Here is a 13129-nt window from a genome sequence, read left to right as displayed (position 1 = left end):
TAGTAAAAAATATCAGAAAGGTAAAACACAGCTGATTTTGGTAAAACCAGTAAGCCAGAGCTTTGCATAATTTTGATAGAAATAAATTCCATGAATACAACTATCACACAACAACAAATTTCATCTTATCAAACTGATGGATACATCGTTATTGAGAACTTTCTGAATGCAGAAGAGCTCGAAGCATGGAGAGCAGCGGTAACAGAAGCAGTTGAACAAAGGAAGGGGCAGAAAATGCCGGGTAAAGGGATTAAAGTAGGAGAAGATGACGGAATAAATAATGATGCAGAATATTTCAACAAAGTGTTTGATCAGATGATCAATCTTTGGCAGACGAATGAAAAGGTTAAGCAACTCATGTTCGATCCTAAGATCGGTGAAATGGCTGCTAAACTGGCCGGGGTTGATGGGATCCGCATCTGGCATGATCAGGCCCTGATCAAAAAACCCTGGGCTAATCCTACCTCCTGGCACCTGGATACCCCGTTCTGGTCTTTTTCTGACAGGAAGGCATTATCCATCTGGGTAGCCCTTGATGATGCTACGCTTGAAAATGGCTGTCTCTTTTTTATACCAGGCTCTCACAAAGAAACCAGTTTCGATAATCCGGGCATTGGCAAGAACATGGATGCTATTTTCACCAACTATCCCTCCTTCCGCTCTTCCAAATCCGTTGCTGCTCCCATGAAAGCAGGTAGTTGCTCTTTCCATAACGGATTAACTATTCATGGGGCACATGCGAATATGACTCCGGGGCAACGTCGGGCAATGACCTGTGCTTACATGCCGGATGGGAATACTTATAATGGGATACCGAATGTATTGCCAGATGAGTACTTAAAGACGTTAAAGGTAGGAGACCCGCTGGCGAATGAGTTGCAGAACCCTTTGATCTATTCTTCTAAATAGTTTTTTAAGCTCCGGGACTCCCGGAGCTTATTTTTTTCGTAGCTTTCAGTATCATGTCAGATACAGATCAGCAATTACTGGACGCTGCCCTGAAAGGTGATCTGGCCACTGTAGAAAAATTAGCTTCCCAGGGAGCCAACATTAACTACAGTGATCAATGGGGAAACTGTGCAGTATTTTCTGCCGCCTGGGAGGGCAATATTGAAGCCCTGGACTTATACTACAAATTAGGCGCTAATATAACCCTGGAAGGCAATAACCTGCTTTGTAACGCCGCCTATAATGGCCAAACGGCATCCGTAAAATGGTTCCTGGAAAAGGGCGCTGACCCCAACTTCACTTTCACTAATACCGGAGAAAACGCACTTCATTATACCATCTCCAAAACCAGCGAAATAGATCAAAGAACTGAAATTGTAAGGTTATTGGTGAATGCTGGTACAGATGTGAACAAAAAAACCATCAAAGGCGCTGAAACCCTCTGCTTCATGCGGGATGCTTTCCTGAAAGCGGAAACACCACTTCACAGGGCAGCAGCCTATGGGAACGTAGCCATTATTAAGTTGCTGATAGACGCCGGTGCAGACCCATCCGTAAAAGATGCTAATGGAGACACCCCTATTTCCTGGGGCAGCTGGCATCTGAGAGATTCAGACGTACTGAAGCTGTTACTCTACGGCAATGTAGCCCGCATCTGGTAGTTAAAAACTATTATATAATGAAACCAGGAGCATTTTCAATTAGCCTGAGTGTTAAAGATATTCACGCCTCCCGGCAATTCCATGAGAACCTGGGATTCACCGTTTCCAGGCTGGGACGAGAATGCAGCAAAGCTCAACATTTACAACGATATCCGGGATATACTAAAACATTTGAAAACAACCGGGACCGGCTTTGTGTCTGAAGCAGATGAGTCAACAACCGGCCCTGCCAGTTTTACAACTACTGCCCTGATGGTAATACTATCCTTTTAGACCAACATATTTAAAGATGTCTCTCCGCGCAACATTTATCAAAGCTGCCATCTGGCATGGTTCATTGGAGGAAGCGGATCAATATCTCGCTGTTCATCCCGAATTATCCTCCGGCGATATTCACACAGCTGCGATCACCGGCAACGTTGAAGCCGTTCGCCGTTTCCTGGCAGAAGATCCGGCGAATGCTACCGCTATTTCAGAACCTTATGGCGGTACAGCCCTTGTATACATGTGTCTGTCCAAATACCTGCGCCTGGATAAGAGCAGAAATGATAACTTTTTGCAGATCGCAACCGCCTTGCTGGAAGCAGGTGCTGATGTCAATTCCGGGTTCTGGACAGAAGGACAATACCCCGAATTTGAAACTGCCTTATACGGAGCAGCCGGTGTTGCTCACCATGCCACTTTAACGAAACTGCTGCTGGAACACGGCGCAGACCCCAATGATGGCGAAGCCGTTTACCATTCTCCTGAAACAGACGACAACGACGCTATGAAACTGCTCGTTGAAACGGGCAAACTGGCCCCCGAAAACATGGCACTCATGCTCATCCGTAAACACGACTGGCATGATCATGATGGTGTAAAATATTTACTGGAAAAAGGCACCGATCCTAATGCCGCATGGTTCCGTGGCTGGTATCCTTTGCATCATGCGTTGGCAAGGAGCAACGCGCTCTCCATTATAACATTGCTGATAGACCACGGCGCTGATCCCTATCTGAGCAATGATGGGCTGACCGGAGTTCAGCGTGCCGCGAGAGAAGGCCGCGGTGATGTATTAAACCTGTTCGCACAGAAAGGAGTATCCATTGAATTAGAAGGCATTGATCAATTAATTGCGGCCTGTGCTATGGGAGATAAGGAGGCTGTGCAAACCATTATTAAACGATCGCCGCAGCAGCTGACAACACTTAGAAGTATGAGCAGTACATTGATGGCCAGGTTCTCTTTGAACAATAACAAAGCCGGTGTTCAGCAATTGCTCGATTTGGGGATTGATGTTAACACACCCTATGAAGCCGGAGATGGATATTGGGATATCCCTGAGGGAAGCCTCCCTATTCATATAGCTACCTGGCTTGGCTGGCCGGCTACTGTGCAATTACTCATTGAACGTGGCGCATATATTGATATACCGGATAAGAATGGCAATACCCCACTGGCATTGGCTGTAAAGGCCTGCGTAGATACTTACTGGACATACAGGCGTTCAACCGGTTCAATAAAAGCATTACTGGATGCCGGTGCATCTCCTGCAAACATTCCTTTACCTTCCGGCTACCCTGAGGCAGATGATCTGTTGCGGGAGGCGTTACAACATTAGGCCTTTCCTTCGTTCTCCTTTTTCCTGTATGCAACGATCCTCTTTATCAGGTCCAAAGGCAGTGGGTCCTGATTAGGGAACTGGATAGCGGATTTAGATACCTTATATCCTTTCAGGTCTTTTTCAAATGTTTTAAGCAGACCGGCACTCCATGGATTAGATAAGGAAATGTGTTTACTGGCTGCAGAATAATAGACCAGGTATCCCTTATATTTAAAACAAGGGATCTGATAACTTATTACCTCTTCAGCCTCAGGCACTACCTTGTGAACAATTTCACGGATGGATTGCATTCTTTGCTGCACTTCTGCCGGATGAACCTTATGGTATTCATCAATTGTTTTATAATCCGTTTTTGCCATGGTGATACGTTTTAAAGTAATAGATATAAGATACAATTAAAATCGTTAAAATAATGAGTGGGAAAAAGCTCACTCCACTTGCTCCATCTACAGCAAAATGACTGATACATGCAGCAACAAAGTTAAACGCCAATCCTGCATACGCCCATTCCTTGATGGGTCTCGGCAATTTCGTAATAATTAATGCAATAGCCCCAAGCGCTTTGAATGCAATCAGCATATAAGCAAAATAGATCGGATAGCCCAGGTAAACTGTTCCTGCCGTTGCGGAGGATGGGGCAAAAATTAAAGCTGATACCGGCATTACACCTTCAAACAGGAATATAAATACTGTTGCGACCCAGAAAATAATCTTGTTCTTCTTCATAACCAGCGTTGTTAACCTGGCAGCTGAGCCATATCCATGTATATAAATTCCCATTGATGACCATCGAGGTCGGCGAAGCTATGCTGATACATCCAGCCATGATCTTGTGGTTCTTTGTAAACAACGGCGCCCAATTCTTTTGCTTTGGACACTACACCCTCTACCTCTTCTTTGGATCCAGCATCTAAACAGATCAATACCTCCGTGTACTTTTGGGTATCCACAATCTCTTTGGGAGTGAAGGTTCTAAAAAAGGGCTCTGTGATTAGCATTGCATAGATGGCATCACTGATAACCATGCAGGCAGCATTTTCGTCGCTGAACTGCGGGTTAAAACTGTAGCCAAGCCCTTCAAAGAAAAGCTTCGATCTGTTCAGATCTTTTACGGGGAGATTGATAAAAACTTTTGTAGCCATGATTTAATTTTTTTGACACTACAAAGGAACGTGTTCCGGATCCGGGCACGTGGTCAAAAACTTGGATAAGCTGGTAAATTTTATGGTTTGCTGAGTTTCCTGAACTCCAGGGGAGACATACCTTCCTGTTTTTTGAAGAATTTACCGAAGTTGGCTGGGTCTGAAAAGTTCAACTGATAGGCAATTTCAGCTATTTCAAAATCCGTATGCCGGATCAGGGATTTGGCCTCAATAGTCAACCTTTCACTAATATAGGAAAGTGCATTTTTACCCGTAACGGACTTTACGGACTGAGAAAGGTAATTCGGCGTCACGGCAAGAAGGTCTGCATACTCCTGCACTGTTCGTTTATCGATGTAGTGGTTATTTACCAACTGCACAAATTTCCTCAGGAGGATCTGCTGCGGGGTGGCCAATCTTATTTCTTTTCTCCGCTCGGTAGCAAATTCATTTAAATGATAGAGTAGGGCCAGTAATTTGATCCGGGCTTCAAGATGATGTTCTTTATCAGTTCTTTCATAGGTTGCAAATACTTCCTCAAAATGAGGCGCCAGTTTTTCGAAATTGGTATGATCAAATTTAAAGAGATTGGTGTGCAACAAGTCAAACAGTGAAAACTCTTTATGGAAGTTTGGCTTGAAAAATGAAAAACATTCGGGTTTGAAGTAAATAAGGTATCCGTGCGCGGCGCTATCCCGATAAAAACTATAGATCAATTCCGGTGACTGAAAAACCAGGAAGGAGTTTAGGTTAGTTTCATTGGTGGTACCATGGATGACCTTAGTATTACCAGCTTCTGTGAAAAGGGCCAAAAAATAAAATCCTCTTCTAAAGGGCGGTTTGTAGATATCCCCTTTATGTTCTTTTAGCCGCAGGCAGTAAAATAGGGGATTAGTGGTTCGTTGCTCTATGGAGATAGAGGCTAAGAATTCGTTGATATCGGTATAATAAGGAATAGTGTTCATGAATCTCCCCAGTTGCAAAAAAAGGCTTCAATGCTGCCTGCTAAAGATAATAAGCTTTACGCATATGATAAACACAGGGCCGGTAATGCCTGGGGATACAATTTGCAACTGTCAAATGCTATTTCTTAACAAAGCAGGGGAATTCGTTGCTCAGGAAACACTGAATAATATAGAAAATAATTCAGCTGAATGGATCCATCTTTTTATAGAAGGTAAATGACTGAACCCGAATCTCAAACCCTATTCCAAAACGAAAAAAGCGAAAAGGAATAATTCCTCTTCGCTTTCTGCGGACCGGACGGGACTCGAACCCGCGACCTCCGCCGTGACAGGGCGGCATTCTAACCAACTGAACTACCGATCCAACTTACCCTCTAGCACTCAGAGCCTTACAGCCCTACCGTTTTGGGATTGCAAAGATAAGGACAAATAAATCATACCTGCAAATATTTTTTTTGCCCGCCGAAACCTAAGTCCCACGCACCAAAACCATCGTACACTTACTCGTATTATCTGTCCGCAGTTTCTTCAGGGATATATATTCAGGATCATAATACATTCCCAGGGCCGCCTCCTCAGAAGGAAACTGCACTATCGCATTCATCATCCTCCCTTCTCCTTCCATTACAATCCCCGAAGTATCAGATGCCAGCACTTCAGCCCCATATTTCTTAAACAAAGGAGCTATAGCAGGCCCATATTGAGAAAACCCCTCCCAATTGTCGATGTCATAACTGATCATGTAGTAAACCATAAAAATGATGTTTTCACCAAAATTACCCTCCATTACGGCCCGGTAATTGCGATATCCTGCTTTTTATTAAGTAAATTTAAGAGAGCCAAAACACCATATATGAGATACCTCCTCCTCCTCGTATTATGTTACAGCTGCAATACTGCTGCCACCAATAATAAACAAGACAGCAGCATCGTGGACGGCGCGAAAGAACTCCTCCCCGTTCAACCAGCCCCCACACCTGTTGTAAATCCCCAGGCCGAACAGATCCTTGCGCAGGACACTACCTTCGAAGACGGCTCCATCCCATCAACCTGGCAGAATGCAGGTTTTGATGATCCCGCAGGCTTCAAGGAATTCCTCCTTTCCTTTAAAGATTGGGTGAAGAAAGACCAGGTGGATAGTATTACGGCGTATATTCGCTTCCCATTAAAAAATTATAAAACACCGGAAGCCTTCAGAAAAGCTTATCCCAAAGTGTTCGACGACAGCCTGAAAAATGTGGTCGAAACACAGCGGCTGGACAGGATCTGGCGGAATTACCAGGGTGCCATGATCGGAAGCGGACAAATATGGTTTAACGCCGTTCCGGAAGGATATAGAATAATTGCGATCAATAAATAAATGGAACTATCACAAGCCATAGAACTCATCAGGTCTGATGATTTTGATAAAGACACCATTGCCACATGGGCCGATCTTGGTTGTGGCAGCGGCCTCTTTACAAATGCCCTGCTGAGTTTCCTTCATCCCAAAAGCACTGTTTACGCCGTAGATCAATATCCCGTAAAGATCAATCATCCCGCTGTGATCTTGAAGCAGATGGACTTCATCAAAGAAGACTGGGATTTCCCAAAGCTGGATGGGATCTTGATGGCAAATTCACTGCATTTTGTAGAAGATAAACCCTCTTTTTTAAGAAAAGTAAGAGCTGCCCTGAAACCAAACGGTACACTGTTACTGGTGGAATACGATACGGATACCCCCAACCATTGGGTACCCTTCCCTGCCAGCTTTTCTTCATTGAAAAGAATACTGCTCGAAGCTGGTTTTAAAAATGTACACCGCCTGCAGGAACAACCATCCATTTATGGCAAAGCCAATATCTATGCTTCATGGATAAATTAAAGTACTGCTTTCTGGTAATATTGCTCACCGCCTGCACCACAAAACCACGCGAAATAACACGGGGATTTTATTTCTGGAAGCAACGCTACGAAGGGCAAACCAACCCACTGGCCCAAAAGCTCTACGTGAAAATGTTCGATGTAACTTGGGACGCTAAAGCTGAAAAAGCCATCCCCGTTGCGATACTGGACAAACGGGCACCCTTCCCCGACAGCGTAGAAATTGTGCCGGTAGTATTCCTGATGAATGAGATCTGGCAAAAGGAAGATACGCTCATAATGGCCCAACGGGTATGCAAATTACTGGAACAGCTCTGCAAAGAAGCCAAAGAAGTACAACTGGATTGCGACTGGACGCGCAATAGCAAGGAAACGTACTTTGCTTTCCTCCGGAACATCCGCCACCAGCCTTTCATGGCAGGCAAACAATTATCGGTCACCATCCGCATGCACCAGGTAAAATATACCCGCAGCAATGGCATCCCACCTGCAGATAAAGGTTTGCTGATGTGTTATAATATGGGCGACCTCCGCAAATGGGGAGACCATAATTCTATCCTCAATATGGAAGAATTGAAAGCCTATACAGGTGATGATCATATCCGCCATTATCCGTTATCTTTGGACCTGGCTTTGCCCCTGTTTGAATGGAGTGTATTGTTCCGGAATAAACAATACGCAGGCCTGCTCCGTAATATCGAAAGCACACAACTGGAAAACACAACGCTCTTTACACGTAACGGCAAACAATTATACACCAGCCTGCAGGACACTACCCTCAACGGTTATATGATCCGCAGAGGAGATGTGATCCGGTTCGAGACATGCAGCCCCGGCCTGCTGAAAAAAGCAGCCCGTTACCTGTCAAGGCAAAGACAAAATTATAACCCAACTATAATCTTTTATCATCTTGATTCAAAGTACGATCAGCATGAACTGGAAACGATTTACCATATTTTTGAGTAGCTTCCTGCTCTGTTTCTTTGCAAAGTCCATTTCCTGTGGCCCGGAGCCGGACCCATATGATTATTACCCCAACTTCTATAATCCCGGCATAGGCGCCCAGCAAGGCTTTGAACCTTTCTATTATACCAGCCTCTCTGTTTATTATGGAATGGATGAACCGGAAGAAAATGTAAATCTTAAGGAATGGAGTACCTTCTTTCAGGAAAAAATAAAAGAAAAGGACTTAAAAGAATTCATCTATAACTACAGCCGCCAGGAAATGGCCGCGCTATATACACTAATAGATAAAGGCACACCGCAACAATTGCCAGACAGTATGATGAAGAACGGCCTCACCCGTTATTTCATAGATAGCAAAGACAAAGAAACATTGGGTTACTTCATGTATGCCAAACAATGCGAACCACATACCGGCAGTACCGATGCCTGGAATGTTCCCGCTCCGGACTCTGCTGCCATGAGCCGCCTTTCCCGTAATGGCGTTCAATTATATAAAGCCTGCAAAGATCAACGCATTAAGGAACGTTTTGCCTTTCAGGCCGTACGCATGGCTCACTACAGCAAAGCCTTCAAACAAGCCATCCAGCTCTACGATTCACTGGCTGCTCCCATCTCTTCTTCTTCCCTCATTCATTACAAAGCCCTGGCACTCAAAGCCGGCGCATTGTTGCGTACAGGCCAGCCTGCACAAAGTGTATATCATTTCTCCCGCGTTTTTGAAAACGCGCCCTCCCAAAGAACACTCGCCTATCTCAATACAGGGTGGGCCGCGGCGGATCCCAGACAGGTAATGAAATTATGCGCAAATAATAACGAAAAAGCCACTGTGGCCGCCATGTACGCTTGCAGAGCAGCAGGTCTTAACCCCGAAGGATTAAGGGAAGTATATCAACTGAATCCCCAATCCCCCATGCTGGACGTACTGCTCAGCCGGGAGATCAATAAACTGGAAGACGGACTGCTTTATTCCGTATTGGATGGTGATGCAAACTCCTGGGGGTTTATGGAAAAACCGTCAGAGGCTAAGGTAACCGGCATACAGCAATTGTTAGACAGTATGGCTACAGGCGGGAAAGTAAAAGAGCCTGCATTGTGGCACACTACTTCAGCCTACATCTCATTTATGTTAAAAGATTATGCCGGGGCGAATAAAAGGCTTGCCGCCGGTAGATCAAATAACAGCCGCGCGGCTATTCAGGACCAATGGGAAATCATAAAACTATTGGTAGCAGTGAATGAGCAACCCCGTATCGACAAAGATTTTGAAGCAAAACTGCTGGAATCTTTCAAATGGCTGGACTCCCGCATCACACCTGTCAAAAGGGACAATTATTTCCAGTACCCCGGGACCAATAAGGAGATCAACGACATGTTCTTTTCCCGGATGTACCGTAACCTGCTGGATTTCATCATTGCTCCCCGTTACACCAAACAGAATGATCTGGTTAAAAAAGCCCTGATCCTCATGAAAAGAGATGAGGTAGAGCAGTACGCTTTCCGCTATGGCACCGTCTCCGGAAAGGATTTTATCTCCGACAGCCTGAACACTACACAGCTGCACGCCCTCTACGACCTTAAACAACAGAAGCGCAAAACGCCCTACGAACAATATCTCTACGATCAACTAAAGTTGAGCGACAACGAACTGGAAGAGATCATTGCCATCAATTATGTGCGCCAGCACGATTTTAGCAATGCAGTCACCTGGTTCAAACGCAGCGGGAGTTCCAATCATTCAGAAAATGTATTTACAGATCAATTGCAGGACTATGGATATGAAACAGATACAGTCGGCATCAGCCAACTGGATTATGCCATTAAAATGGTGGAACTTGAAAAGAAGATGAAAGGGAAGAATGTAGACCCAAATGTATACTATGAATATGCCACCGGCCTGTTCAGTATTTCCTACTACGGGCACGCCTACCAGTTTTCTGTAAATTACCGCCCCAGCACCTGGTGGTATGAGCCTGCTCATGAAAACAACCCTTTCCTGAAACAATATTTCGGATGCTACCGCGCAGAAGAATATTACAAGAAAGCGGCAGATGCTTCAACGGACAAGGAGTTTAAGGCCAAAGCCCTCTTCATGGCAGCCCGCTGTGCACAGAAACATATAAATGCAAAAGAAGAAGACTGGTCCAGGATGGCCATTTACCAAAACCCCTATTTCCCCTCTCTGGCAAAGGATTATAGCCAAACGGCGTTCTACAGGGACATCATCGGCCAATGCAGTTACCTGAAAGACTATGTGAAAACAAAACCTTAATCATCCAATTCCTCCAGGTTGAGGATAGCATCTGCAATTTTGGTTAGTAATTGCGGGGGCACTTTTCCCGTATACTGATACGGACGGAGGTCATATTGCCTGTCCAGCGCAAACGTAATGTCCTCCCCCCGCACATGTGCAATAAACACGGCAATGTTGTTCCTTAATTCGGAACGGACTTCAAATTCTTCCCGGTCTACTGTCACTTTGAAGGAGGTCATCATAAGCCACAATTTACATTTTTATGACGGGAAGCGGGAATTTGCGAAAAAGATTCCCTTTTGCGTAAATACTTTTCCCGATTTCGAAGACGGTTTCCCTGCTCCTGCCGCAACTTTGCACAAAAAAATTCATGCACAGATATTTAACCTTACTTTATCTGCTATGCCTGCCCGTTTTGTCGTTTGCAAATGAAGACAATGACGGGACCGGAACCATCAAAGGAACCATTATTACATCAGACAATAAACCAGCCTCAGACGTAACAGTACAGTTAGGCGATAAACTGAAAGGTACCCTCACCAATGAAAATGGTGAATTCACTCTACGCAAAGTGAAACCCGGCAATTACATCATCCAGGTTTCCCTGTTAGGATATGCCCCCCTGCTGCAAAACATCACCGTAGAAGCCAATAAAACCACCATCCTCAGCTTCCAGCTGCAAGCCAGCGATAAGGAGTTAAAGGAAGTGATCGTAACCGGCAACAAGAACAAATTCGCACAAAGAGAAAGTAACTACATTGCCCGCCTGCCATTGAACAACCTGGAAAATCCGCAGGTCTACAATGTGATCTCCAAAGAACTCATGCAGGAGCAGATCGCCATCGACTATAAAAATGCACTCCGCAATATCCCCGGCGCCGCTGTTGGATTCGGCGGTGTAAATAACGGTATCACTTACCTGATCTTAAGAGGTTTTTGGGTAACCAGCCAAATGAGGAACGGTATGGCCGCTATGCAAAGTGGTGGCATCGATCCGGTAAATGTAGAAAGGATAGAAGTATTGAAAGGCCCTTCCGGCACACTGTTCGGTTCCAGCCTGATCTCTTTCGGCGGATTCTCCAACCTCGTAACCAAGAAACCTTTCGAAACCACCAAAGGGGAGATCTCCTACGCTACCGGCAGCTGGAACATGAATCGTTTAACCGCAGACGTTAATACGGCTTTAAACAAGGACAAATCCCTGCTGCTCCGTGTAAACGCAGCCCTCCATTCAGAAAACACTTTCCAGACCTTCGGTTCCCTGCGCAGTTTTGCCATCGCCCCCAGCCTGTCCTACAAAGTGAATGACCGCCTGACCCTCAGCCTGGATGCAGAACTGTACAAAACTAAACGCAGCACCCTTCCGGCTTATGGATTTGAAAACGTTACCTTCAAAAAGATAACAGACCTGCCACTGGATTACAAACAAAGCCTGAGCAGCGGCGATCCTTTGCTGGAACAGGGTAACATGAACATCTTTGCCCAGGCGGAATACAAGATCTCTGATAAATGGACCTCCTCCACGCAATATGCCATCGGTTCTGCCACTTTTGATAACACCAATTACCTCTGGCCAATGAAATGGTACAACGATTCCAGCGTTGTACGCAGTTTCTCAGCAGGCAGGGGTAATACCAGCAATTCTATCCAATTCCAGCAGAACTTTACGGGAGACTTCAGGATCGGTAACCTGCGGAACAGGCTGGTAGCTGGTGTGGAAGTATACTACCTGGCTAACAAAACCAATGTCTACGGTACCTTATTGTATGATTCCATTAATGTACGCAAGCCCATCAAACCGATGTCCCTGGCCCGTATTAATGACATCGTAGCGGGAATAGGTTCTCCCAACCAAACCTTAGCCAAACAATACCGCTACAGCGCATATGCTTCTGATGTGCTGAACATTACAGACCAGTTGCTGCTGATGCTGAGCCTCCGTATAGACCGCTTCGATAACAAAGGCACTTCTACCAATGGCGCCAAAGCTCCTGCTGCCGGAGTATACAGTCAAACATCCGTGTCTCCCAAACTAGGCCTGGTATACCAGGTAATGAAAGATCGTGTATCCGTTTTCATTAATTATATGAATGGATTCCAGAACGTAGCCCCGGTTACACAACCGGATCAGTCTATACTTACTCCCAAACCACAATATGGTAACCAGATTGAAGTAGGTACCAAGCTGGATATCATTCAACATAAACTCAGCGGTACTATCAGCTATTACAACATCAAGCTCAACAACGCCGTACGTAATGATCCGGATAGATTAGGTTTCTCTATCCAGGATGGGACCCAGGTGAGCAAAGGAGTAGAAGTAGACATCATCACCAACCCGCTGCCAGGGTTAAACATCGTTGCCGGTTACGGATATAACAACTTCGAATACACGAAAGCGAACAAGAACCAGGAAGGTACCAGCAATGGCCTGCCGGTGCATATGGGAAATTTCTGGGTAAGCTATAAATTCTCCGGCAATGCCCTGAAAGGTTTTGGTCTTGGTTTTGGCGGTAACCACATGAGTGCTGTTTACCCTAAGAACGAAGCCGGTGCGCTCACCATTCCGGAATACACAAAGTTTGATGCCACTGTTTTTTATGACTATCAGAAGTTTCGCCTCGGTCTGAAACTAAATAACGTAACAGACAAAAGATACTGGGGTATTAATAACGATCCTCAGAATCCAAGACAGATCATCGGTAGCGTTTCATATAAATTCTAAT

15 protein-coding genes and 1 tRNA gene are annotated in these 13129 nt (G+C 45.1%); 9 read left to right on the top strand and 7 right to left on the bottom strand.

The window, feature by feature from the left end; genetic code table 11:
• Positions 1 to 90: 90 nt before the first annotated feature.
• From BUR42_RS26970 to BUR42_RS26955, 4 genes are read left to right on the top strand one after another with little or no spacing between them, the layout of a single operon-like run.
• Positions 91 to 909, top strand: a complete 819-nt coding sequence (locus BUR42_RS26970; protein WP_074242641.1) for a phytanoyl-CoA dioxygenase family protein — start codon at positions 91 to 93, stop codon at positions 907 to 909.
• 53 nt (positions 910 to 962) lie between these two features.
• Positions 963 to 1610, top strand: coding sequence for an ankyrin repeat domain-containing protein (locus tag BUR42_RS26965; RefSeq protein ID WP_074242640.1), 648 nt, complete (start codon positions 963 to 965; stop codon positions 1608 to 1610).
• 48 nt (positions 1611 to 1658) lie between these two features.
• Entirely contained in the window at positions 1659 to 1883 is a 225-nt protein-coding gene (locus BUR42_RS26960) for a hypothetical protein (RefSeq protein WP_200798367.1), read from the top strand.
• 16 nt (positions 1884 to 1899) lie between these two features.
• The gene (locus BUR42_RS26955; protein WP_074242639.1) at positions 1900 to 3213 is read left to right on the top strand and encodes an ankyrin repeat domain-containing protein; all 1314 of its coding nucleotides are present in this window, start codon (positions 1900 to 1902) and stop codon (positions 3211 to 3213) included.
• On the opposite strand, the gene BUR42_RS26950 is transcribed toward BUR42_RS26955, so the two are convergent.
• The 6 genes from BUR42_RS26950 to BUR42_RS26925 all read right to left on the bottom strand — a co-directional run bounded on the left by BUR42_RS26950 (position 3210) and on the right by BUR42_RS26925 (position 6077).
• Complete coding sequence (locus BUR42_RS26950) at positions 3210 to 3575, bottom strand: iron chaperone (RefSeq protein ID WP_074242638.1); 366 nt, start codon at positions 3573 to 3575, stop codon at positions 3210 to 3212. The two genes, BUR42_RS26955 and BUR42_RS26950, sit on opposite strands and share 4 nt — an antisense overlap.
• The gene (locus BUR42_RS26945) at positions 3556 to 3942 is read right to left on the bottom strand and encodes a DoxX family protein (protein WP_074242637.1); all 387 of its coding nucleotides are present in this window, start codon (positions 3940 to 3942) and stop codon (positions 3556 to 3558) included. The genes BUR42_RS26950 and BUR42_RS26945 overlap by 20 nt, the downstream gene beginning before the upstream one ends.
• 11 nt (positions 3943 to 3953) lie before the next feature.
• Positions 3954 to 4358 (bottom strand): VOC family protein, encoded by a 405-nt coding sequence (locus BUR42_RS26940; protein WP_074242636.1) that lies wholly within the window; start codon positions 4356 to 4358, stop codon positions 3954 to 3956.
• Positions 4359 to 4438: 80 nt separating this feature from the next.
• Entirely contained in the window at positions 4439 to 5323 is an 885-nt protein-coding gene (locus tag BUR42_RS26935) for a helix-turn-helix domain-containing protein (RefSeq protein WP_074242635.1), read from the bottom strand.
• A 290-nt stretch (positions 5324 to 5613) separates the two neighbouring features.
• Positions 5614 to 5687, bottom strand: a tRNA-Asp gene (locus tag BUR42_RS26930).
• A gap of 105 nt (positions 5688 to 5792) precedes the next feature.
• Positions 5793 to 6077 (bottom strand): DUF1330 domain-containing protein, encoded by a 285-nt coding sequence (locus BUR42_RS26925; RefSeq protein WP_159442356.1) that lies wholly within the window; start codon positions 6075 to 6077, stop codon positions 5793 to 5795.
• Between the two features lie 99 nt (positions 6078 to 6176).
• Here BUR42_RS26925 and BUR42_RS26920 point away from each other — a divergent pair, with 99 nt between their 5' ends.
• Genes BUR42_RS26920 through BUR42_RS26905 form a run of 4 tightly spaced genes read left to right on the top strand, consistent with a single transcriptional unit; the run spans position 6177 to position 10421 of the window.
• Complete coding sequence (locus tag BUR42_RS26920) at positions 6177 to 6683, top strand: hypothetical protein (RefSeq protein WP_074242633.1); 507 nt, start codon at positions 6177 to 6179, stop codon at positions 6681 to 6683.
• Positions 6684 to 7187: a class I SAM-dependent methyltransferase gene (locus tag BUR42_RS26915; RefSeq protein ID WP_074242632.1), complete on the top strand. Its 504-nt coding sequence runs from the start codon at positions 6684 to 6686 to the stop codon at positions 7185 to 7187.
• On the top strand, positions 7175 to 8152 hold the full coding sequence (locus BUR42_RS26910; RefSeq protein WP_074242631.1) for a hypothetical protein: 978 nt from the start codon (positions 7175 to 7177) through the stop codon (positions 8150 to 8152). Before BUR42_RS26915 ends, BUR42_RS26910 begins: the two co-directional genes overlap by 13 nt.
• The gene (locus BUR42_RS26905) at positions 8118 to 10421 is read left to right on the top strand and encodes a hypothetical protein (RefSeq protein ID WP_074242630.1); all 2304 of its coding nucleotides are present in this window, start codon (positions 8118 to 8120) and stop codon (positions 10419 to 10421) included. The genes BUR42_RS26910 and BUR42_RS26905 overlap by 35 nt, the downstream gene beginning before the upstream one ends.
• Here the strand turns inward: BUR42_RS26905 and BUR42_RS26900 are convergent.
• A complete protein-coding gene (locus BUR42_RS26900) occupies positions 10418 to 10645 on the bottom strand; it encodes a hypothetical protein (RefSeq protein ID WP_143197594.1) in 228 nt (75 codons plus the stop codon). The two genes, BUR42_RS26905 and BUR42_RS26900, sit on opposite strands and share 4 nt — an antisense overlap.
• Positions 10646 to 10773: 128 nt before the next feature.
• Between BUR42_RS26900 and BUR42_RS26895 the strand changes: the two genes are divergently transcribed.
• Complete coding sequence (locus BUR42_RS26895) at positions 10774 to 13128, top strand: TonB-dependent receptor (RefSeq protein WP_074242628.1); 2355 nt, start codon at positions 10774 to 10776, stop codon at positions 13126 to 13128.
• Position 13129 lies beyond the last annotated feature (1 nt).

Origin of the sequence: Chitinophaga niabensis (assembly GCF_900129465.1) — a bacterium.
Taxonomy (GTDB): Bacteria; Bacteroidota; Bacteroidia; order Chitinophagales; family Chitinophagaceae; genus Chitinophaga; species Chitinophaga niabensis.
Note: the sequence above shows the minus strand (reverse complement) of the source record. Positions and strands in the feature narration are given on the sequence as shown.